The organism is Luteibacter jiangsuensis, assembly GCF_011742555.1.
In the GTDB taxonomy this organism is placed as follows: domain Bacteria; phylum Pseudomonadota; class Gammaproteobacteria; order Xanthomonadales; family Rhodanobacteraceae; genus Luteibacter; species Luteibacter jiangsuensis.
Window position 1 is genome coordinate 142,830 of the sequence record NZ_JAAQQR010000001.1, and the last position, 19,047, is coordinate 161,876.

Consider the following 19,047-nt stretch of genomic DNA (forward strand, 5'->3'; position numbering starts at 1 on the left):
GCCGCAAAGGCGATCCGTCATCGATCGGAGGTGGGATGATCTCGTTTCGTCGAGCTGGCTTCGTGCTGGCGTTCCTGGGCGCGTCCACCGCTGCAGCGGCTGCCGGCCATACGGTGGCCTACGACCGCTACTCGCTCGTCATCGACGGGAAACCCACGTATCTATGGTCGGGCTCGTTCCATTACTGGCGCCTGCCCTCCCCCGACCTCTGGCTCGACGTCCTGCAGAAGATGAAGGCCGCCGGCTTCAACGGCGTGGAGGTCTATTTCGACTGGGGTTATCACTCGCCGAAGCGCGGGGTCTACGACTTCTCGGGCATCCGCGACGTGGACCGGCTGCTCGACATGGCACGTGACGTCGGCATCTACGTCATCGCGTGCCCCGGCCCGTACATCAATGCGGAAACCGACGCGGGTGGGTTCCCCGGCTGGCTGGTGACGACCGCGGGAAAGCCGCGCTCCGACTCTCCCGAATACACCGCCGCCTACCGGGAATGGATGACGCAGATCAACCGGATCATCGCGCGGCACCAGGTGACCGACGGGCGTGGCACCGTGCTGCTCTACCAGGTGGAGAACGAACTCTACGACGAGTCCGACGACACGCGCCGTTACATGCAGGCCCTGGAAGACAAGGCCCGCGCCGACGGCATCACGGTGCCGCTCACGGGAAACCACAATGGCAATTTCGTGTCGGGTCTGGGCGCCACCGACATCCCGGGCCAGGACTCCTATCCGCTGGACTTCGACTGCTCGCACCCGGAGCGCTGGAATGCCATCTACGACTTCAGCGCCGAACGCCGCGAACTGACACAGGCGCCCCTGTTCTTCCCCGAGTACCAGGGCGGTGCCTTCGACGTCTGGGGCGGCCCCGGCTACGAAGCCTGTCGGAAGCTCACCGGGCCGGCGTTCGAGCGGGTGTTCTACGAGTCGATGATGGCGGCCGGGTCTACTATGCTGAACTTCTACATGACCTACGGCGGCATCAATTGGGGCTGGTTGTCGTCGCCGGGCGTCTACACGTCGTACGACTACGGCGCCGCGATCACGGCCAGTCGCCAGCTCACCGGCAAATACGATCAGCAGAAACTCATCGGCTACATGATCCATGCCGTGCCGCCGCTGGCCCGAACCGATGCGGTCGGGGCATCGGTGCCGGACAACCGCCGTCTTCGCGCCACCGCGCGCATCAACCCCGACGACGGCACGCGCTTCTACTTCCTGCGCCATGCGGAACCCCAGGACACGTCCAACGATGCCACCCACCTGAAGATCGCGCTGGGTGGCGCAAGCGAGACCACGGTGCCGCAGCAGCCCGGCACGGCCATTCATGTGGATGGGCGCGACGCCAAGATATTGCTCGCAAACTTCCGTTTCGGAAAACAGAATCTCGCGTATTCCACCTCGGAACTGATGACCCAGCTGAGCGAGGGAGCGAAGGACCTCGCCCTGTTCTATGGCCGCCATGGCGAAGACGGCGAGACTGTCCTGCGTTATCCGGCGCAGCCATCGGTTCGTGTCCTCGAAGGAACCGTGGCGACGCATTGGGACGCCGCCACGCATTCGCTGCGGCTCAACTATCGTCATGACGGCCTTGCGCGCGTGGTCATCGAACAGGGTGAGGCCTCGCTGCTCCTGCTGATCGGAGACAACGACGCGGCGATCCGCTTCTGGCAGCTGGACACCGCCAAGGGCCCCGTGCTGGTTCGCGGCCCCTATCTGGTACGCGACGCGATGCAGGTCGGCGACACCGTCGCGCTCACGGGCGACACCGAGCAGGCCGGCGAGCTGGAGGTTTTTGCCGCGTCCGATACGCGGGGCGTGACCTGGAACGGCGTGCCGGTCGATGCGGTGGCGACGCCTTCCGCCAGCCTTCTCGCGCATGTGGCTGGTCCCGCGCCCGTGACACTTCCCCGCCTCGACCGTTGGCGGGTGCATATGGGCGCACCGGAGATCGCGCCCACGTTCGACGACAGCCGGTGGCAAGCCACGGACCGTGCGAGCTCGCCCAACCCGCACTGGGACCACCGCCTGCCCATCCTCGACAGCGACGCCTATGGGTTTCACCACGGCAACGTCTGGTATCGCGGGCACTTTCGCGCCACGGGCAAGGAGACCGGCGTCCGCCTGGCCGCCAACATTGGCGTGCATCTGGGCAACCACGGCATTTTCACCGCCTGGCTAAACGGCCATTTCCTGGGCAACAACCCAAGCGGTGCGCAGGAGTTCGCCATCGATCCGGCGTGGCTGAAGAAAGGCGAAGACAACGTGCTGTCGGTACTGGTCGACAACCATGGCCATCTTCAGGAAGAACGCAATGGCGCGTTCCGTGAGCGGCGGGGCCTTCTCTCGGCAACGTTCGCCGGCGCGCCCACCGACATTCGCTGGAAGATCCAGGGCAACTCTGGTGGCGAGGACCTCCCCGATCCCGTACGTGGCCCGTTCAACGCCGGCGGACTGTTCGGCGAGCGCATGGGCTGGCAGCTTCCCGGCTTCGACGACGGACGATGGAAGGCCGCCACCTTGCCGCAGGTTACCGACGCGCCGGGCGTCGACTGGTACCGCACCACGTTCCGCCTCGACCTGCCCGAGGGGCAGGACGTGCCCATCGCCCTGCGCATCCACGATGCCGCTCCCCACCACTATCGGGCGGTTGTGTTCGTCAACGGCTGGCAGATCGGCCGCTACATCAGCGACGTCGGACCGCAGACCGACTTCGAGCTACCGTCGGGCCTGCTGAATCGCCAAGGCGACAACACGATTGCCATCGCCGCATGGAGCACCGCGCAGGACGGTGGCCTGGGCGAGGTGTCGCTGGTGAGGCAAGGCAATTACCGCACGCCGCTGAGGCAACGAACGGTGGAGGCACCCGACTACGACGCGCTGATGCGATCGCGGAAGGCCGCTTCTCGCCCGTGACGGCCCCGCCGGTCCGGGCCCACGATGGCCCGGACGCCGTTACGGGGAGTATGTCGTGAATACGAAATCGTCTGCCGCGGGCAGTTTCGTGTGGCAAGCGAAACACGTCTGCATCAGTGGCCTGCCCGGATTTGCCTTTCCGTTCTCGAACTGTCCATACCCCCAACCGCCCGACGCCGCATAACGCTTCGAGTCCTTGACCGAGATCTGCACGTTCGTCGGGTCACCGGCCACGAAGGACTGTTGCCGGCCGAAGATGGCGTCGTTTCGTGCGGACGCCTCATATTTCCAGGCAATGCGAGCGATGATCGAGCCGTCCGGAAACGGCAGGGTATGGTCCCGAAAGGCCTTCATGGCGACGTCGTTGCCAAGGATGACTCGTAAGTCGTTGAGGCTGCCGGCCTCGTGCGCCACGCTCACCACTTGCCAGTTCCTGTAGTCCGCAGGCAGTACCACGCCATAGATCGGCGATGCGTTCCCGTCCGGGGGCGACGAGGCAGTTTCTCCCGCACGTATACCGAACACCGCGAACATGCCGAGAAACAGGAGAACCAGCGACACTTTCCAGACCATGGGCGACTCCTGCACCTTCGCTCACTTCAAGCCGTCGTAGACGATGCGCGCGAAGAAGTCCGGACCGATCACGAAGTGGCCGTAGACGTCGTCGTACTTGGCGGTGGGCTTCGCCGCCACCACTTCGTCCCGCGTCTTTCCCTGTTTCTTCAGCGCGGCCACGTTGTCCCGGATGTCGGCGAGCATGTCGCGGAACTCCTTAAGCTGTTTCTTCGTGCCGACCGGACCGTGTCCCGGCACGATGACCACGTCGTCTTTGAGCCGGGCAAGGATCGCGTCGTCGGCAGCGATCATGCCGTCGATGCCGCCGCCGTGTTCGTTGTCGATGAACGGATAAACGCCGTTCCAGAAAAGGTCGCCCAGCGATGCGACGTTGGCCTCCTTGAAAATGACGTAGAGGTCGGTGTCGGTATGCGACGGCCGCGCCAGTCTCACCTCGATGGTCTGGCCCGCGAAGTGGTAATTCTTGTCCTTCTTCACGATGTCGGTGGGAACGCCGCCGGCCGGCAAGGGCTGGAACGTGTAGTCCCAGAAGTCGACGCGCGTGACGGTGGACACGCGCTTCGCCGTCCCCGCCGTGCCGATGATCGTTGCACCCAGGTCGTGAAGCCACGGATTGCCGTCGGTGTGGTCCCAGTGGTAGTGGGTGTTGACGACATACTTCACCGGACCGCTCCCGAGGGCCCGTAAGGCTGCTTCGACGCGGGGACGCGAGACGGCGATGCCCGCGTCGACGAGGAACTGTCCTTCCTTGCCATTGAGTACGGTGATGTTTCCGCCGGAGCCCGACAACATCGTCAACGAACCGCGCAACGGTGTGCTCTCGATGGGCGCGGTGGCGGCCGCCTCGTTGATCTTGACGACCGGGCTGACCGGCTTCGCCTCCTGACCGAAGGCAATCGACGAAACCAGCAAACCACCAGTCAGCAGAAGGGACCACCTGCCGGAAAGGGAACGCGTGCAGTTGAGGAATGTCATACCGGTTCCTGATGAATGCCCCTCGGGTCGGGACACGCAGCGTGACGACGCGAGACGATTCGCGTCTTGGTCAGGGCGCTTATTTTTGGTGCTTCACGTATTTCGGCTGCGTGGCGTGATTGTGGGAGCCGCTTCAGCCGCGATGGGTGCTCGCGGCAAGCTTGCCCGCTGCCGCGGGATCGCCGGCGTAGCCGGCTCCCACACAAAAGCACCGAGACCCGAGACGTGCGCGATGCACCTGACCGACAAGAGGTGCCGATCGCTCAGGGCGACGTCCACCATAGTGCGAGTGCGAACACCGCGAGGATGACGACGGTGGCTGGGGCAACCTTCAACGCATAGCGCTTTCCACCTTTCGCATAGGCAAGTCCGCATTTGAAGACGGCGGCTGACGCGTACGCGATGAGCACGCACGCGGACGCGAGTCCCAGTCCGATCTGCCCGTTCGCCGTCGACTGCGCCGCCGACGCGGCGGCCGCGTGCACGTCGGCGATGCCGGAAAACACCATCAGCCACGGAAGGCTGCCGCTTCCCAACCATTCGCGGAGCATCGACGTCAGCAGGAGCACGCCCGCGAGGATGGCGACGAAGCGAAGCACGCTGCTCGGTCTGAACGGGCGGGATCCGGCGAGCCTGCCGGGGGTTGCCGTGGTGCCCGCGCCCCAGGCGGCCGCCACGGCGCAGACGGCCGTGACCAGACCGGCCGCCACCAGGGGGATCGCCAATCGTTCGAGCAAGGCAGGAGCGAGAGAGCCAACCACCACCGACAACTGCACGAGGCTGCCTACGTTTGCGAGGATCGCGGCACTGGCCGCCGTCGCCGCCAGCGCCGGTTCCTCCCTGGCCCGTTCGCCCATCGCGAGCACCGTTGCCGTGCTGGATGCGAATCCGCCGGCCAGACCCGCGACGGCCAGGCCAACCCTGGCGCCGAAGATGCGCAGCACCAGATACCCGACCGAGGCGATGGACATCACGGCCACCACCAGCCACCAGAGCCGGCGCGGGTTGATGCTTTGCCACGGGTCCACCGTGACGTCGGGCAGCAGCGGCAGCACCACGAACGCGGCCACGGCGAGGATGAGCAGGTCGTGCAGTTCCCGCTCCGAGAGCCATTGGCGCGCGAAGCGATGCAGGCGCGCCCGGCTGGCGAGGAGCGTGGCCACCACGACGCCGACGCCGCCCGCCAGGGCGGCGGACGACGCGGCCAGCACGCCGAGCAGAAAGGTCACGAGCATCGCCACTTCCGTGGTGAGGCCCGGCGGCGTTCGGCTGCCTGCGGCGCCCTCCTTTCCGTCCGCGGCACTTCTCACGTAACTCGCCGTCGCGACGAAGGCCAGGAACAGTCCGCCGACACAGATGGCCGCGGTACCGGCGAATGCGGCGATCACGCCGCCCAGCCCGAGCATGCTGAAGGTTCGCACGCCCGCAGGCAGCGCGCGCGGGTGATGGTCCTTCGCGCGCTCCCGCTCGAGCCCGATCAGCAGACCCACGCCCAGCCCCACGCCGAGCGCGACCACCTGCGGCGTAAAGGAGAGGATGCCGATATCGGTGGACATCACCGCTGTGACCACGTGTCCGCGACGGCAGCCCTGAGGCCGCGCCAGCGCGCTGCGGCGAGCAGGCATGTCATTGCCACGCTCCCCAAGGTGGCGAGCAACATGTCTTTCTGGGCGTCCCATTCGTCTCCTTGCGTGCCGAGGTACGTCAGCCCCAGATCGCCTCCGAAGACGAGTGCGGCCCCCCACTCCACCAGTTCGTACACCATGGAGTGCGCCATCACGAAGGTCACCGGGACAATCCACCGCCACAGGCCTTGCAGCGCGGCCCGACTTGCGAAGAGTTCGAAAACCGCAGGCATCACGAAGAATCCGTAAGCGAAGTGCACCACGCGATCGTAGTGATTGCGGGACTCACCCGCACCGGTCCACGCCAGGTCCGGCATCCACTCCAGCCACTGCGGATACGGGACCCTCGAATAGGTGTAATGCGCGCCGACCTCATGGAGGCAGAAGAAGACGAACAGCATCAGGTAACTCAGCGTCGAAAAGCGCAACCGGCGATAGCCGGCGACGAACAGCGGCAAGGCAATCGCCACGAGCGCATTCTCCAGCAGCCAGTCGCCCCGGTCGTTCGGAGACCACCCTGACCAGACAAGAATCGGCACGGTGGCGGCCAGCAGGATGGGCGGAAGCGCCAGCCGCTGCCGAATCCGCGCAAGCGCCGCCGGCACGGCACCCGTGTCCTGGAGGCTTTCCCCTGGTCTGTTCGGCGATGGTGCGGACAATGCGGCATTCCGGTGGCAATCAGGCGCATAAGACTGCCACGTTGGGTGCGCCACGTTGACGCGGATCAAGATGCGGGTCGGAGCGGCATCCAAAAATGGGGGCACGGCGGCCCTCGCGGCCCGCCGGCCACCACGGAGACCGCTCCATGAAGATCCTCATAGCCATCGACGGTAGCGCGGCCTCGATTCGCGCACTGCGCTTCGTCCTGCGCCACCAGGTCGCTACCGAGGGGGCCGAACTGACTCTGATCCACGTCGACGCGCCGCTCAATGGCCACATCGCCACTTACCTGGACGAGGTCTCGATCGCGGCATTCCACGCACAGAACCGCCAGACGGCCATGCGGCGGGCGCGAACGGTTCTCCGCGAGGCCGGCGTGGATTACGAGGAAGCCTTCGGCATCGGCGATGCCGCCGATGAGATTGCCGCGCTGGCCCGCCGCGGCAAGTTCGACATGATCGCGATGGGTTCGCATGGGCGCAATGCGGTCATGACGGCATTCCTTGGATCAGTTGTCCGCAAGGTGCTCGAACGCACCAAAGTACCCGTGGTGGTCGTGCGCTGACGCACCCGACGCCCCCATCGAACGCCGACTTCGGAATCGCCATGTCCCCAACGACCAACGAAACGGTTGCCGAAGGCGGCCTGCGTCATCCTCGCTTCCGCTTCCTCCTGGCACGCTGTCGCGATCGGCCGCGGATACCGATGGGCGTGATCCATCCGTGCAGCGCCGTTTCGCTCGAAGGAGCGCTCGATGCTGCGGCGCGGGGGCTGATCGAGCCCTGGCTGTTCGGCCCCGAGGCACAGATTCGGCAACTGGCCGATACCCTGGGCCGCGGTCTCGAAGGCGTTACCCTCCGCGACGCGAGCGACGCCCATGCGGCCGCGCGGGCCGCGGCACTGGCAGGCCGCCGTGGCGACGTCGCCGCGCTGATGAAAGGCGACATCCACACGGCGGACCTGATGCACGTGCTGCTCGACCGGGACGCCGGCGTGCGCGGCAGCGGACGCATGTCGCATGCGTTCGCGATCGACACGCCGGCCTACTCGCACCCCGTGGTCATCAGCGACGCGGTGATCCATGTGCACCCCGGTCTCGAGGAAAAGCGCGACATCTGCCAGAACGCGATCGGGCTGGCGCAGACCATCGGCATCGAGCACAGGCGCGTCGCCGTGCTGGCTGCCGTGGAGACAGTGCACGAGGCCATGCCGGCGACGCTGCACGCAGCGGCCCTGGCCAAAATGGCCGAACGCGGCCAGATCGTCGGGGCCGACCTCGAAGGCCCCCTTGCCCTGGACAACGCCATCAGCCACGCCGCGGCGGACATGAAGCACATCGAGGCGCGGGTCGCCGGAAGGGCCAACATCCTCATCGCCCCCGACCTCGAGTCCGGCAACCTGCTGGCCAAGGCCATGGTGCTCCTGGCCGATGGCATCGCCGCAGGCATCGTGCTGGGCGCGTCGATTCCGGTCGCCCTCACGAGCCGCGCCGACAGCCCGGCATCGCGCGTGGCATCGGCCGCCATGGCCGTGCTCGAAGCCACGCGTACGGAACACCCCTTGGGCTGACGTCCGGGAACCATCCACGAGCGCATACTTGCCGTGCAGGGCCCCGTCCTCTTTAATGGGCGGCATTCGACCGGCGGGGCCCGGCGTACTCTCAAGGGACAGGGTCCATGGCGGCCGACAAATCGGGCGACACGTTACTGATCGTCGACGACGAAATCGACGTGACGACGCTGCTGTCGCGCTATTTCTCCGCCCAGGGTTTCCAGGTGCTCACCGCCGGCGATGGCAACGAGATGCGCCGCACGATCGCCGACCAGCCGGTCGACCTCGTCCTGCTCGATCTCGGCCTGCCCGGGGAAGACGGGTTCGCCCTCACGCGCTACCTGCGCGAGCAATGGCGTGGCCCCGTGGTGATCGTTACCGGGCGTGGCGAGTCGGTCGACCGCATTGTCGGCCTCGAACTGGGCGCGGACGACTACGTGACCAAGCCCTTCGACCTGCGTGAGCTGCTGGCCCGCGTTCGCAGCGTGCTGCGGCGTACACGCGGCTCTTCGGAGTCCACTCCTCCGTCGCCACCCGCGACACCCGGCGGATTCGCCTTCGACCGTTTCGTTCTGGACCTGCGCACGCATACGCTCGCCGACCGCGAGGGCTGCCGCGTCGAACTGACTACGGGCGAATTCGCCCTGCTGAAGACGCTCGTGGAGCACCCCAACCAGGTGATGACCCGCGACCAGTTGATGAACCATGTGCATGGGCGCGAGGCGGGTCCGTTCGACCGCGCCATCGACGTGCAGGTGGGCCGCCTTCGCCGCAAGATCGAATCCGATCCGGCGCAGCCGCAGTTGATCAAGTCGGTGCGGGGTACCGGCTATCTCTTCACTCCCACGGTTCAACGCACATGACTTTATGGCCGAACCGTTCTGCGGACGCCGCCCTCTTCAGGGCCCTGTTCGAAACGGCCCCGGACGCCATGGTGGTCGTGGACAAGTCGGGCACCATCGTGCTGGCCAACCCGCGGGCCGAATCCCTCTTCGGCTACGCGCCGGGCACGCTGGCCGGGCAGCTCATCGAGATACTGCTCCCTGACCAGGTGCGCGCACTGCACGTGGCACACCGCACGCATTACATGGACAGCCCGCGCGTCCGGCCCATGGGCGCCGGCTATGAACTCACGGGCGTGCGGGCGGACGGCTCGCCGTTTCCCGTGGAAATCGGCCTGAGTCCGATCGCCGGCGGCCCGGAGGCCCTGTTCGCCGCATCCATCCGCGACATCTCGGAAACGCAGCGCGCCCGTCAGGCACTTGCCCGCAGCGCCTACGATGCCGCGTTGGCGGACATCAGCCGACGCATCCTCGTCGCGCCCAGCCACGAGGCGGCCCTCGCCGAGATACCCGTATTGATCGCGTCGGCGCTGAGCGCGCCGGCGGTCGCGATCCTGCTGACCGACCCGCACGGGGACAAGCCTCGCGTCAGCGGCTCCTCGGGGCTCGATCCGGCATTCACGGAAAAGCTGTCGCACGCGCCCTGGTTCCCGATGCTGGATGCGCTGCAGCGCGGGAGGATGGAGGCGGGCGAGGTGGTCGAATTCCCCGCTATCGACGGCGCGCCGTCGCCACGCGCCGTACTGGCCACGTTGCCGGACCGGCGGGCGCCCGCCGGCTATCTGGTCGCATGGCTTCCCCCCGGCAACGGAAACGGCAGCGATCGCGACAGGCACCACTTCGTGGGCGCCGTGGCCAACGTGCTTTCGGGAGCCATCCAGCGTGGACGCGCCGACGAGCAACTGGCCCATGCCCAGCGCCTGGACGCCCTGGGTCAGCTTACCGGCGGCATCGCGCACGACTTCAATAACCTGCTCACGATCATCTCCGGAAACCTGCAGTTGCTGGAGATGGACGGCGCCAAGGACCCCGAAACCGCGGAAGTCGTGGCAAGCGCGTCGCGCGCCGTGGAACGAGGGTCGGCACTTACCCGGAAGCTGCTCGGCTTCTCGCGGCGCCAGCGCCTCACCCCGCGCGCTGTGCGGCCGGAATTGCTCCTGGCCGACTTGAGCGACATGCTCGGCCGCACGCTGGGCGAGCAGATTCGCGTGATGGCGAGTTGCACGGACGCCCTGCCCGCCGTGTTCGCCGATCCGGGCGAACTGGAGGCCGCGTTGATCAATCTCGCCTTGAACGCGCGAGACGCCATGCCGAACGGCGGCAAGTTGATCATCTCGGCCCGGGCGCTGGAGGTCCAGACAGGCGAGGACCTCGCGCCGGGCTCCTACGTAGTGTTTTCGGTGGCGGACACCGGCGTCGGCATGCCGCCGGAAGTCAGTGCCCGTGCCTTCGAACCCTTCTTCACCACGAAGGGTCCCGGCAAGGGGAGCGGACTCGGCCTCAGCATGGTCTATGGGTTCGTGAAGCAATCGGGGGGGCGGCTCACGCTGGAAAGCGAAGTCGGCGCGGGCACGCGAATCGAGATGGTGCTCCCCGTGGCCGGCGCGGAGGTCGTCGGGCCGACGGAAACGTCAGCCGTTGCCTCGAGCGGCGCGAGCATCCTCGTGGTCGAGGACGAACCCGAAGTGCGCCGAATCGCAGCGTCCTTCCTTCGCTCGGCGGGCTACGTACCCCTGGAGGCCGCCGATACCGCGTCGGCTCGCGCCATTTTCGACGCCCACGAGGACATCGAGATGCTGTTCACGGACGTCGTGCTCGGCGCCGGCGAATCCGGTATCGAGCTGGCCCACGAACTCAAGGCGCGGCGCCCGGCGCTCAAGGTACTGCTCACCTCGGGCTACGAATTCGATTCACGAGGCGACGACCCCGCCGAAGAACCGGCCTTCCCTCTCCTGCGCAAGCCGTATCGACGCGAAGAACTGATCGCCGTCTGGCAGCGCGTTCTATCGCAGCCCTGATCAGGCGGCGACGGCCATCTCGCGCAGGCCTTCCGCATCGAGCACGCGCACTTCCCGGCGCTGAACGCTGATGAAGTGGCGATCGGCCAGGTGCGAGAGGGCGCGGCTTACCGTCTCGTGCTTGATCGCCAGGAAGCTGGCGATGTCCAGACGGCTCATGCGCAGGATGAAGTGCTTCGCGCTGTAGCCCATGCGTGCCTGTCTCGCCGCCATATCGATGAGGAACGCAGCGACTCGCGGCTCGGCGGCAAGCGTGGAGAGCAGCAGCATCCAGCTGCGGTCGCAGCGAATCTCCGCGGCAAGCGCAGCATGGATCTGCTCCTGCAAGCCGGTGACATGCGCAGCGGCCTTCATCACGGCCGGATACGGCAACTCCCAGCTTTCGCTGTCTTCGAGGGCAACGGCATCGCACGCGTAGGAGCCGAGACCGATCGAATCCACCCCGATCAGCTCGCCGCGCATCTTGAACGCCGTGACCCTCTCCCGACCGTCGTCGGTCAGGCCGGATGTCTTGAACGATCCCGAATGGATGAGGTGCAGCGCACGAAACGGCTGGCCCGCGTGGAACAGGTGCTGCCCGGCCTTGTGCTTCCGCCGGGTGACCGCGAGGTGCTGCTGCAGCGCCTCCAGATCGAGGCAGGCATCCGACGATGGTGCCGTAGGCCAGACCGTCCATGGAAGGGAGCGGGTGGATGAAGGGTCGATGCTCGTGCTCACGGTGGGTCTCCCTGGTTCGATCTCTATGCCGTGTAGCCACGTTAAACGCCGTCCGTCACGGAACGTGTTCTGTACCGCAACGGTTCGTAACACTTTGTAACGGTTGCGCCGGATTTGTCCTCTTTTGACGGGCGTCAATGTCGGGGCGGCTCCATTGCGTTCCGATGGGGCTGCTTCCATTCCAAGGTGCCGCCAACTTGTTTCCCCACCTGCTCGTCGCGATCGATGGCCGTGCCGGCACGCCGCGCGACGTTGCCCTTGGTTTCCGTATTGCCTCGCGCATCGGCGCCCGGGTCACCGTGCTGTTCATCGTCACGCCGGCGAACGGTGGCACCCAGCCGTCGTGGGGGCCCCGTTCGCAGGATGCCATCGACGCCGGCGAACGCCTGTTCCGCCACGTACGCCAGATGGCCGCGACGGCGGGCGTGCCATGCGTATGCCGCTATGCCTTCGGAAACGACGCCGAGATGATCGTGCGCGAGGCGTCCACCGCGCACCGTTGCGACCTGGTGCTGTTCAATGCGCCAGCAGCAGGGGTACCCGAGACCGGTGCAACAGTGCTCGGGTAACGCCGCCGAAGACATATTCCGCAGCGCGGCTGTGGCCGTAGCAGCCCATCACGATCAGGTCGGCCGAGGTGGTTCGGGTTTCGTCGAGCAGCACGTCTTCCGGAGGCCTGCCCTGGCCATCGAGTACGTCGAATGTGGCCATGATGTCGTGGCTGGCGAGATGGCCGGCCAGTGCGGAGGCGCCGGTCGTACTCTCGTAGACGGCGCGCGCGTGCCCTGCCCCCGCGACGGTGACGATGCGCAAGGCGCATCCCGACGGTAGCCAGCGCAGGGCTTCATGCAGTGCCCGTGCCGACTCCGGCGTGTCGCTCCAGGCAACCAGGACGCGGCGCGGCCGACGGGCCAATGTCGCCCCACGGGGCAGGACGAGCGTGGGCCGGCCGCTTCGGACCAGAAGATGGCTGAACCACCGCGTGGCCACCGGCCGCATGGGCGCGGCTTCGAGAGGAACGCCGGTCACCACACAGCCGGCACCGCGCGCGAGGCGCAGGACCCTGTCGACGAGTTGACCTTCGGGACAATCGGCCCGTTCGCAGGTCGCCTTCGCATGCAGCCGCGCCAGCGATCGGCGAAGCGATTCGAGGTGCGCCTCGGCATCGCCGCGCCGCGCAAGGTGGTCCAGGGCCAACGCCCGCACGGGCGATTCGCCCCAGGGGCACGGCACGTGCTCAGGGAGCGGAACCGGCAACAGGGCGCGCCATTCGTCCCCGTGCGGCGCGAAATGCGCGGTGGCCTCGAGCACCGCCGCGTCGTGCGGCTCCTGCCCCAGGATGGAGACGATGCCGTTGAACGTGTCGGTCGACGCGTCAGCGGATCGCTTCGTCGTGCGATACCGCGACGGTGCGACGTCCGGCGTGGATCTTTGCATGGGAACGGGCTCCGGATCAGTGGGCGAAAAGCACTGGCACGCGTGCCTGGAAGAACAGGTCGCGGGTCGTGCCACCGATGACCCATTCGCGAACCTTGCCGTGTCCGTATCCGCCGGCGACGATCAGCTCCGCTGAAACATGCTGGGCGTGCGCAAGGATCGATTCGCCGATCGACCGGCCGCGCGACTTGCAGGTATCCAGGTGCGCCGCAATGCCATGGCGGCGCAGATAGCCGAGCGCGCCGCTGCCGCGGTCCTCCCGCGCTTCCAGCGCGTTGGCGACCGGATCGACCAGCAGCACGTTCACACGCTCGCACCCCTCGAGAAGAGGAAGTGCCTCCCTCAGGGCCCGTGCGGCTTCGGGCGTGTCCGACCACGCCACGAGCGCGCGTCGCGGCGGGTACGGCTGCAGATCGTTCGGTGGAACCACCACGATGGGGCGTCCCGATTCGTGCAGCAGCGCCGAGAAGTAGGTGTGGGCAATCGCCACGTCAGCCTGTCCATCCTCGGGTCGCGCCAGAACCACGAGGTCGCTCGAACGCGCGGCACCGGCGGCCAGGCTGGCGGGTTCCACGCACAGGGCTTCCAGCGTGCGAACGTCGCCCGGCACGCCCAGCCCCGCCAGCGTCTTGCGGGTGGAATCCGCCGCAGCGCGCGCCGATTCGCGCAAGTCATCGTAGATCTGGGGGAAGCTCGGATCGGGGATCATGGCCCATGCGTCGATCATCGGTGCGGGCATCACCATGAGCTGCAGCACCTGCAGCCTTGCATCGAACTGGCGGGCCACCGCGCCGGCGAATTCGATGGCGAGGGCATCGCTCCGCGTCTGCACCAGTGCCACGGCGATCTCGCGCCAGGGTGAGCTCACCGCATGGGGAACGGTCGTTTGGCTGGCAGGGAGGGACATGTCGGCGCTCCGGTGTAATAGGTAAGTCTCGTTGTACGACGTCGCCGACAATGCACGTTGACGCACGTCAACTGGGTACGGCGGACTCGCCGGGTGCGGCGCTCCGGCACGTGAGCAGCGGCACGCTCGTTCGCGCGGCGACGCGACGCGCAAGGCGGCCACCCCGCGCGCCCATCACGACGAGGTCGCAGCCGGTGTCCGCCACTGCCTGCAGAATGGCCCGGTCCGGATGCGGGTCGTAGGCCAGTCGCGTTTCGCAACGGACTCCCGCGTTCATGGCAAGCGAGCGCTGTCGTTCCAGGTTGCGTTCGGCGAGTGCGGCGCAGTCCGGGTCCACGGCGACCTCGGCGGCCGCGAACAGGCGCGCCAACACGCGCCCTCCCCGCCACGGCGTCGCCGCGTGCAGGAAGACGACGGACGCGACCAGGGCCTTGGCGAGCGAAACCCCGAGCGCTGCCGCGTCGTCGGCAAGGGCCGATCCATCCGTCGCTATGAGTATCCGCGTAAATGGCGGCTTGCACTCGGTGACCATGTCGCCGCGCGGCAAGGTTTTTGCGCACGTTCGGCAGAGCAGGCGCAGTGTGTCGCCCGAAGGCAGCAGTTCGTCGGGAACCTCGCCTTCGGCGATGGGCTGGCGCAGGAGCGATCGGTACGGCGTCGACGGCACTTTGTCCATGGCGGCCTCCCGTTCATGTGTCGCGCGGACTGCCGACACCTTCGCGCGGCGCGCACCCGTCCGTCTTGATCGCGGTCAAGTCCGGCAGCGTCGTCGGGCAGGAGTGCCGTAGTTGACCGGTATCAAGTCGGCCTGGCGCCCAAGTCGTAAAAGGGTGTATCGACCCTCGTCTGGAGCGGACATGAACACGACCAAATCCTCGCAAGACACCGCATCCTGCTCACCGGCCAGCTGTCTGCCGCCCGTGGGCGATGTGCTTGCGATCGTCTCCGGCCCCCGCGAAGGCGCCGCCTACGTTGCCAGCCGCCTGGCTGCGCGCGACGGCGGATCGGTGACGGGCTGCGAAGCGTCGCCCGCGTTCCTGGGCGGCCGCGCCTTCCGCACGGACGCCACCGTTGCAGCGCTGCTGCAGCCCGCGCCGTCTGCCCAGCGCAAGGATGACCTGCGCCTGGGTGGCGATGGCGACGAGTTCATACGCATGGCCGAGACTGCCGGGGCACACGGTCCGCAGTGGGCGGTGCTGGGGAATGATCCCAACCATACGCTTGCGATGTTGAGCGCCTGGCACGACCTGATCGTCGTCCAGCGGCCGGCCGACCCTCACGCCGACCCGCTCGAAGGATTGGGCTCCCTGTTGACCGGCACGGGCCTGCCTTGCCTCGTACTGCCAGACGTCTGTGCGCCGTCCGGCGTTTTCGATCGCGTGCTGCTGGCCTGGGACGGCAGCCGGCCGGCCATCCGTGCGATTCGCGCGGCATTGCCGCTCGTGGCGGCGGCCCAGCACGTGCTCCTGCTCGACGGGTGCGCAGCGCATGGGGCTGCCGGGGACAACGCGCCAACCTTCGATCCCATGGCGTTCCTGGCGCAGCACGGCATCGAGGCGACCCATCAGCGCATGCATGCTTCCCCGGCCGAAGCGGGCGCCGCTATCCTCAAACACGCACGCCAGTACAAGGCCGATCTGCTCGTCATGGGCGCCTATGGACACACGCCGCTGAGGGAAAGGCTGTTCGGCGGCGCCACGCGGCACGTGCTTGCCCATGGCAACCTGCCCGCCTTCCTCTACCACTGAAGCAAGCCGGCGGACTTCCTAAGCGAGCCGGCAGGGAGCGTCCAGCGCCGGACATGCCACGGAGATACCGCGTGCACGCAGCAGCTGTTCCATGACCTGCATGCCACCGTCCGGCTCCCCGTGCACCAGCAGCACCTTACGCCGCGGCGAATTCCCCAGCCACGCCAGCAGTTCCGGCTGCCCCGCATGCGCCGAGAAACCGTTGATCGTCCAGATGTGCGCGCGTACGGCGACGTCGTGGCGACCGATACGAACGCGCTTCTGTCCGTCGATGATCCGCCTCGCCAGCGTCCCCTCGGCGGCGTAACCCACGAACACGACGCCCGCCCGGTCCCGGTCCAGGTTGTGCAGGAGGTGATGCACCACGCGGCCGCCCGTACACATACCCGAGCCGGCAAGAATGATCGCACCGCCTTCGATCGTGTTGATCGCCATCGAGTCGTCCACACCGCGGGTGAAGCGCACGTGCGGCATGTCGAAGGGATCTTCCCGGGCCAGCAACGCGCGAAAGGCGTCGCTCAGGCCTTCCGGATGGCGCCGGAACACCTCCGTGGCGGAGATCGCCATGGGCGAATCCAGGAACACCGGCGTATTCGCGGGAATCGCTCCGCTTCGCATGCCCCGGTGCAGGCAGTAGAGGATTTCCTGTGCGCGTTCCAGGGCGAACGTGGGAACGATCACATTGCCATGCCGTCGCAGTGTGGTGGCCACGGCCTCGAAGAACTCGTTTTCCGTCGCCGCGAAATCGCGGTGCGGCCGGTCTCCATAGGTTGTTTCCATGACCACGACGTCGGCTTCCGGAGCGGGCGCGAGCTCGCGCAACATGCCGCTGCCGTGATGGCCGAGGTCGCCGGAGAAGACCATCCGCCGCCGGTTCGTCCCGTCGTCCAGTTCCAGCAGGATGCTGGCCGAGCCGAGGATGTGCCCCGCATCGAGGAAGGTGGCGCGGATTCCCGGTGCCACCTCGCGTGTTTCCCCATATCCGACGGCCCCGTCGAATGCCTCCATCGCGAGGAACGCGTCCGCGATGGTCGTGAATGGCGCGGCGTTCACGTCGCCGCGCGCGGCAGCCCGGCGCGCTTCCTGTTCCTGGAGCGATGCGGCGTCCAACAACACGATGCGGGCGAGATCCCTTGTGGCGGCGGTGGACAGGACAGGCCCGGTGAAGCCATCGCGGACCAGCTTCGGCAACCTGCCACAATGGTCCAGGTGCGCGTGCGTCAGCAGCACGGCATCGACCGAGCGCGGATCGAACGCGAACCCACGGACGTTCGCGTCGTCGGCATCACGACCGCCCTGGAACATGCCGCAATCGATCAGGACCTGGCTGCTGCCGCATTGCACGAGGTGACAGGAACCGGTGACGCCGCGCGCAGCGCCATGGCAGGTGTAGACGATCACGGTGCCTCCGTGCGCGGGTCAGAGCAGCAGGGTGTGGATGACGAGCGACGGATCGTCGGCGTCCTGTTTACGCGAGAAACCCAGAAACTCCGCCAGCTCCCGCATATCGTCGTTCTCGCCCAGGTCCCTCGAGTAGAGCGCCTTGAACCCTTCATGGCGCGCCACCTCGATAAGATGGCGCATGAGCAGCACCGCCAGGCCGCGGTGCCGCCAGTCGTCCGCCACCGTGACCGCGCATTCGCACCGCTCCATGCCCGGGTCGGCGGCATAGCGGCTGATGCCCACTTCACGTAATTCACCGTTGTCATGGGCGAGTGCGACGAAGGCCATCGCCCGGCGGCCGTCCACGTTCATGAGCTGGTCCAGCAGCCCTGGGGACGCTTCGCGGATCTCTCCCAGGAACCGGTTTCGGCGCGACGTGGAGGACAGCCGCCGGATGAAGGCCGCTTCCCTTGCGCGATCCTCCGGGCGCAGGGGACGGACGAGCACATGGGTGCCGTCCGCCAGCGTTTCGATCCAATGGTCGCCTTCGATGGCGGGGAAATCGGGTTTCGCCGATCCGGGGGTCGTTGCTGACATGGCGGATTCTCCGAATGAGTTCGTGGGACAGGTATAAACCGCGCGTATCCCCGTCGAGTTGACCGACATCAAGCCAGACACATCCCGTGGCCCTAGTGCGCGAAAAGAACGGGAATGGACGATTCATGGAAGAGCTCGCGCGTGGTGCCGCCGATGGCCCATTCGCGCATCCGTCCGTGTCCGTATCCCCCGGCAACGATGAGTTGCGCCTGCTTGCGGTACGCCTGCTCCAGCAGCGCGCGGCTGACGGGCGAACGGCCCGACGAACAGAGCGTGACTTCGGCGCGTACGCCGTGGTGGCGCAGGTGAGTCGCAAGCCCTTCGACCGACTCTTCCACTGCGTCTTTAGAATCCTTAGGCGCGTTCACGACCACGATGTCGACCGCTTCGGCCGTTTCGAGGAGTGGCAGGGCGTCGTGCGCGGCGCGGCTCGCTTCCGGAGTATCGGCCCAGCCGACGACTGCCCTTCTCGGCGGCATGCGAGCCGATGTGCCCTCGGGCACCACCAGCACGGGACGCCCCGATTCCAGCAGCACGCCGGCGAAATAGGCGTGCGCTATTGCCGCGTCGGATGAGGTCGTTGCGGGACGGCCGATGACCGCCAGGTCCGACCTGCGCACCGCCGCAGCGGCCATCGAGGGAGGCGCGGAGCATAATGCTTCAAGGGTGAGCACATCGCCCTGTACGCACATGGCCGACATTCGGTGCTGCATTTCCCGCGCCTGCCGCGCGGCGTCGGCACGAATCTTCGCGAACCGCTCGATCAACGCGGGATCGGGAACCAAGGCCCAGGCATCCGGTGCCTCCACCGGCATCGCGACCATCTGCAGGATATGCAGGTGCCCCCCGGCTCGCCGCGCGAGGCCGCCCGCGCACGTGATCGCCAGGGTGTCACCCGGCAAGTGCGCGACCACGACGGCAATGTCGCGGAACATGGTCACCGGGTCGGCTTCGTGCTTTCGCGCCGGTTCGCCGAGCGCGCGCCAGTCGAGCGCGTCGGCCGGATCCTGCGGAAACATGTTCTCGTTCATTGCCGTCACCTTCCATTCGTGCTGGAGGTGTTGTTGTACGACCGGCGTCTTCTGGGGCGATT

General features: G+C 67.0%; 18 protein-coding genes. 7 read left to right on the plus strand and 11 right to left on the minus strand.

The genetic code is table 11. From position 1 onward, the window contains the following. Positions 1 to 35 precede the first annotated feature (35 nt). The gene (locus HBF26_RS00590) at positions 36 to 2,918 is read left to right on the plus strand and encodes a beta-galactosidase (RefSeq protein WP_167122048.1); all 2,883 of its coding nucleotides are present in this window, start codon (positions 36 to 38) and stop codon (positions 2,916 to 2,918) included. Positions 2,919 to 2,957: 39 nt separating this feature from the next. Here HBF26_RS00590 and HBF26_RS00595 read toward each other — a convergent pair whose 3' ends face one another. The 4 genes from HBF26_RS00595 to HBF26_RS00610 form a co-directional block, all read right to left on the minus strand. Further along, positions 2,958 to 3,491 carry a cytochrome P460 family protein gene (locus HBF26_RS00595; RefSeq protein WP_205287571.1) on the minus strand — a complete coding sequence of 178 codons (534 nt, stop codon included), beginning with the start codon at positions 3,489 to 3,491 and terminating at the stop codon, positions 2,958 to 2,960. 21 nt (positions 3,492 to 3,512) lie between these two features. Continuing rightward, a complete protein-coding gene (locus HBF26_RS00600) occupies positions 3,513 to 4,469 on the minus strand; it encodes an MBL fold metallo-hydrolase (protein WP_205287572.1) in 957 nt (318 codons plus the stop codon). A 263-nt stretch (positions 4,470 to 4,732) separates the two neighbouring features. Further along, the gene (locus tag HBF26_RS00605) at positions 4,733 to 6,025 is read right to left on the minus strand and encodes an MgtC/SapB family protein (protein WP_167122050.1); all 1,293 of its coding nucleotides are present in this window, start codon (positions 6,023 to 6,025) and stop codon (positions 4,733 to 4,735) included. Further along, positions 6,025 to 6,753 (minus strand): DUF2238 domain-containing protein, encoded by a 729-nt coding sequence (locus HBF26_RS00610; RefSeq protein WP_240151148.1) that lies wholly within the window; start codon positions 6,751 to 6,753, stop codon positions 6,025 to 6,027. The genes HBF26_RS00605 and HBF26_RS00610 overlap by 1 nt, the downstream gene beginning before the upstream one ends. A 146-nt stretch (positions 6,754 to 6,899) precedes the next feature. On the opposite strand from HBF26_RS00610, the gene HBF26_RS00615 reads away from it, so the two are divergent. From HBF26_RS00615 to HBF26_RS00630, 4 genes are all read left to right on the plus strand, one after another. After that, on the plus strand, positions 6,900 to 7,319 hold the full coding sequence (locus tag HBF26_RS00615) for a universal stress protein (protein WP_167122052.1): 420 nt from the start codon (positions 6,900 to 6,902) through the stop codon (positions 7,317 to 7,319). 41 nt (positions 7,320 to 7,360) lie between these two features. Further along, on the plus strand, positions 7,361 to 8,323 hold the full coding sequence (locus HBF26_RS00620; protein WP_167122054.1) for a bifunctional enoyl-CoA hydratase/phosphate acetyltransferase: 963 nt from the start codon (positions 7,361 to 7,363) through the stop codon (positions 8,321 to 8,323). A gap of 107 nt (positions 8,324 to 8,430) precedes the next feature. After that, complete coding sequence (locus HBF26_RS00625) at positions 8,431 to 9,168, plus strand: response regulator (protein ID WP_167122056.1); 738 nt, start codon at positions 8,431 to 8,433, stop codon at positions 9,166 to 9,168. Further along, entirely contained in the window at positions 9,165 to 11,165 is a 2,001-nt protein-coding gene (locus HBF26_RS00630; RefSeq protein WP_167122058.1) for a PAS domain S-box protein, read from the plus strand. Before HBF26_RS00625 ends, HBF26_RS00630 begins: the two co-directional genes overlap by 4 nt. Here the strand turns inward: HBF26_RS00630 and HBF26_RS00635 are convergent, their stop codons facing one another. Further along, positions 11,166 to 11,882 carry a helix-turn-helix domain-containing protein gene (locus HBF26_RS00635; protein ID WP_167122060.1) on the minus strand — a complete coding sequence of 239 codons (717 nt, stop codon included), beginning with the start codon at positions 11,880 to 11,882 and terminating at the stop codon, positions 11,166 to 11,168. It abuts the gene before it with no gap. Positions 11,883 to 12,079: 197 nt separating this feature from the next. Here HBF26_RS00635 and HBF26_RS00640 point away from each other — a divergent pair, with 197 nt between their 5' ends. Next, positions 12,080 to 12,451, plus strand: coding sequence for a universal stress protein (locus tag HBF26_RS00640; RefSeq protein WP_167122062.1), 372 nt, complete (start codon positions 12,080 to 12,082; stop codon positions 12,449 to 12,451). On the opposite strand, the gene HBF26_RS00645 is transcribed toward HBF26_RS00640, so the two are convergent. The 3 genes from HBF26_RS00645 to HBF26_RS00655 form a co-directional block, all read right to left on the minus strand. Next, on the minus strand, positions 12,399 to 13,319 hold the full coding sequence (locus HBF26_RS00645; protein ID WP_167122064.1) for a universal stress protein: 921 nt from the start codon (positions 13,317 to 13,319) through the stop codon (positions 12,399 to 12,401). The two genes, HBF26_RS00640 and HBF26_RS00645, sit on opposite strands and share 53 nt — an antisense overlap. Before the next feature lie 16 nt (positions 13,320 to 13,335). Beyond that, positions 13,336 to 14,226: a universal stress protein gene (locus tag HBF26_RS00650; protein ID WP_167122066.1), complete on the minus strand. Its 891-nt coding sequence runs from the start codon at positions 14,224 to 14,226 to the stop codon at positions 13,336 to 13,338. Positions 14,227 to 14,293: 67 nt separating this feature from the next. After that, positions 14,294 to 14,902: a universal stress protein gene (locus tag HBF26_RS00655; RefSeq protein ID WP_167122068.1), complete on the minus strand. Its 609-nt coding sequence runs from the start codon at positions 14,900 to 14,902 to the stop codon at positions 14,294 to 14,296. A 181-nt stretch (positions 14,903 to 15,083) separates the two neighbouring features. Between HBF26_RS00655 and HBF26_RS00660 the strand changes: the two genes are divergently transcribed. Then, a complete protein-coding gene (locus HBF26_RS00660) occupies positions 15,084 to 15,974 on the plus strand; it encodes a universal stress protein (RefSeq protein ID WP_167122069.1) in 891 nt (296 codons plus the stop codon). 18 nt (positions 15,975 to 15,992) lie between these two features. Here the strand turns inward: HBF26_RS00660 and HBF26_RS19825 are convergent, their stop codons facing one another. From HBF26_RS19825 to HBF26_RS00675, 3 genes are all read right to left on the minus strand, one after another. Beyond that, complete coding sequence (locus HBF26_RS19825; RefSeq protein WP_167122071.1) at positions 15,993 to 17,375, minus strand: MBL fold metallo-hydrolase RNA specificity domain-containing protein; 1,383 nt, start codon at positions 17,373 to 17,375, stop codon at positions 15,993 to 15,995. Between the two features lie 18 nt (positions 17,376 to 17,393). Beyond that, entirely contained in the window at positions 17,394 to 17,954 is a 561-nt protein-coding gene (locus tag HBF26_RS00670) for a GNAT family N-acetyltransferase (RefSeq protein ID WP_167122073.1), read from the minus strand. 92 nt (positions 17,955 to 18,046) lie between these two features. Continuing rightward, positions 18,047 to 18,985, minus strand: a complete 939-nt coding sequence (locus HBF26_RS00675; RefSeq protein ID WP_167122075.1) for a universal stress protein — start codon at positions 18,983 to 18,985, stop codon at positions 18,047 to 18,049. Positions 18,986 to 19,047: the final 62 nt, after the last annotated feature.

Coding starts and splice junctions, on each gene's coding strand:
- HBF26_RS00590 (WP_167122048.1), top strand. CDS start 36: ATGATCTCGTTTCGTCGAGCTGGCTTCGTGCTGGCGTTCCTGGGCGCG.
- HBF26_RS00595 (WP_205287571.1), bottom strand. CDS start 3,491: ATGGTCTGGAAAGTGTCGCTGGTTCTCCTGTTTCTCGGCATGTTCGCG.
- HBF26_RS00600 (WP_205287572.1), bottom strand. CDS start 4,469: ATGACATTCCTCAACTGCACGCGTTCCCTTTCCGGCAGGTGGTCCCTT.
- HBF26_RS00605 (WP_167122050.1), bottom strand. CDS start 6,025: ATGTCCACCGATATCGGCATCCTCTCCTTTACGCCGCAGGTGGTCGCG.
- HBF26_RS00615 (WP_167122052.1), top strand. CDS start 6,900: ATGAAGATCCTCATAGCCATCGACGGTAGCGCGGCCTCGATTCGCGCA.
- HBF26_RS00620 (WP_167122054.1), top strand. CDS start 7,361: ATGTCCCCAACGACCAACGAAACGGTTGCCGAAGGCGGCCTGCGTCAT.
- HBF26_RS00625 (WP_167122056.1), top strand. CDS start 8,431: ATGGCGGCCGACAAATCGGGCGACACGTTACTGATCGTCGACGACGAA.
- HBF26_RS00630 (WP_167122058.1), top strand. CDS start 9,165: ATGACTTTATGGCCGAACCGTTCTGCGGACGCCGCCCTCTTCAGGGCC.
- HBF26_RS00645 (WP_167122064.1), bottom strand. CDS start 13,319: ATGCAAAGATCCACGCCGGACGTCGCACCGTCGCGGTATCGCACGACG.
- HBF26_RS00650 (WP_167122066.1), bottom strand. CDS start 14,226: ATGTCCCTCCCTGCCAGCCAAACGACCGTTCCCCATGCGGTGAGCTCA.
- HBF26_RS00655 (WP_167122068.1), bottom strand. CDS start 14,902: ATGGACAAAGTGCCGTCGACGCCGTACCGATCGCTCCTGCGCCAGCCC.
- HBF26_RS00660 (WP_167122069.1), top strand. CDS start 15,084: ATGAACACGACCAAATCCTCGCAAGACACCGCATCCTGCTCACCGGCC.
- HBF26_RS00670 (WP_167122073.1), bottom strand. CDS start 17,954: ATGTCAGCAACGACCCCCGGATCGGCGAAACCCGATTTCCCCGCCATC.
- HBF26_RS00675 (WP_167122075.1), bottom strand. CDS start 18,985: ATGAACGAGAACATGTTTCCGCAGGATCCGGCCGACGCGCTCGACTGG.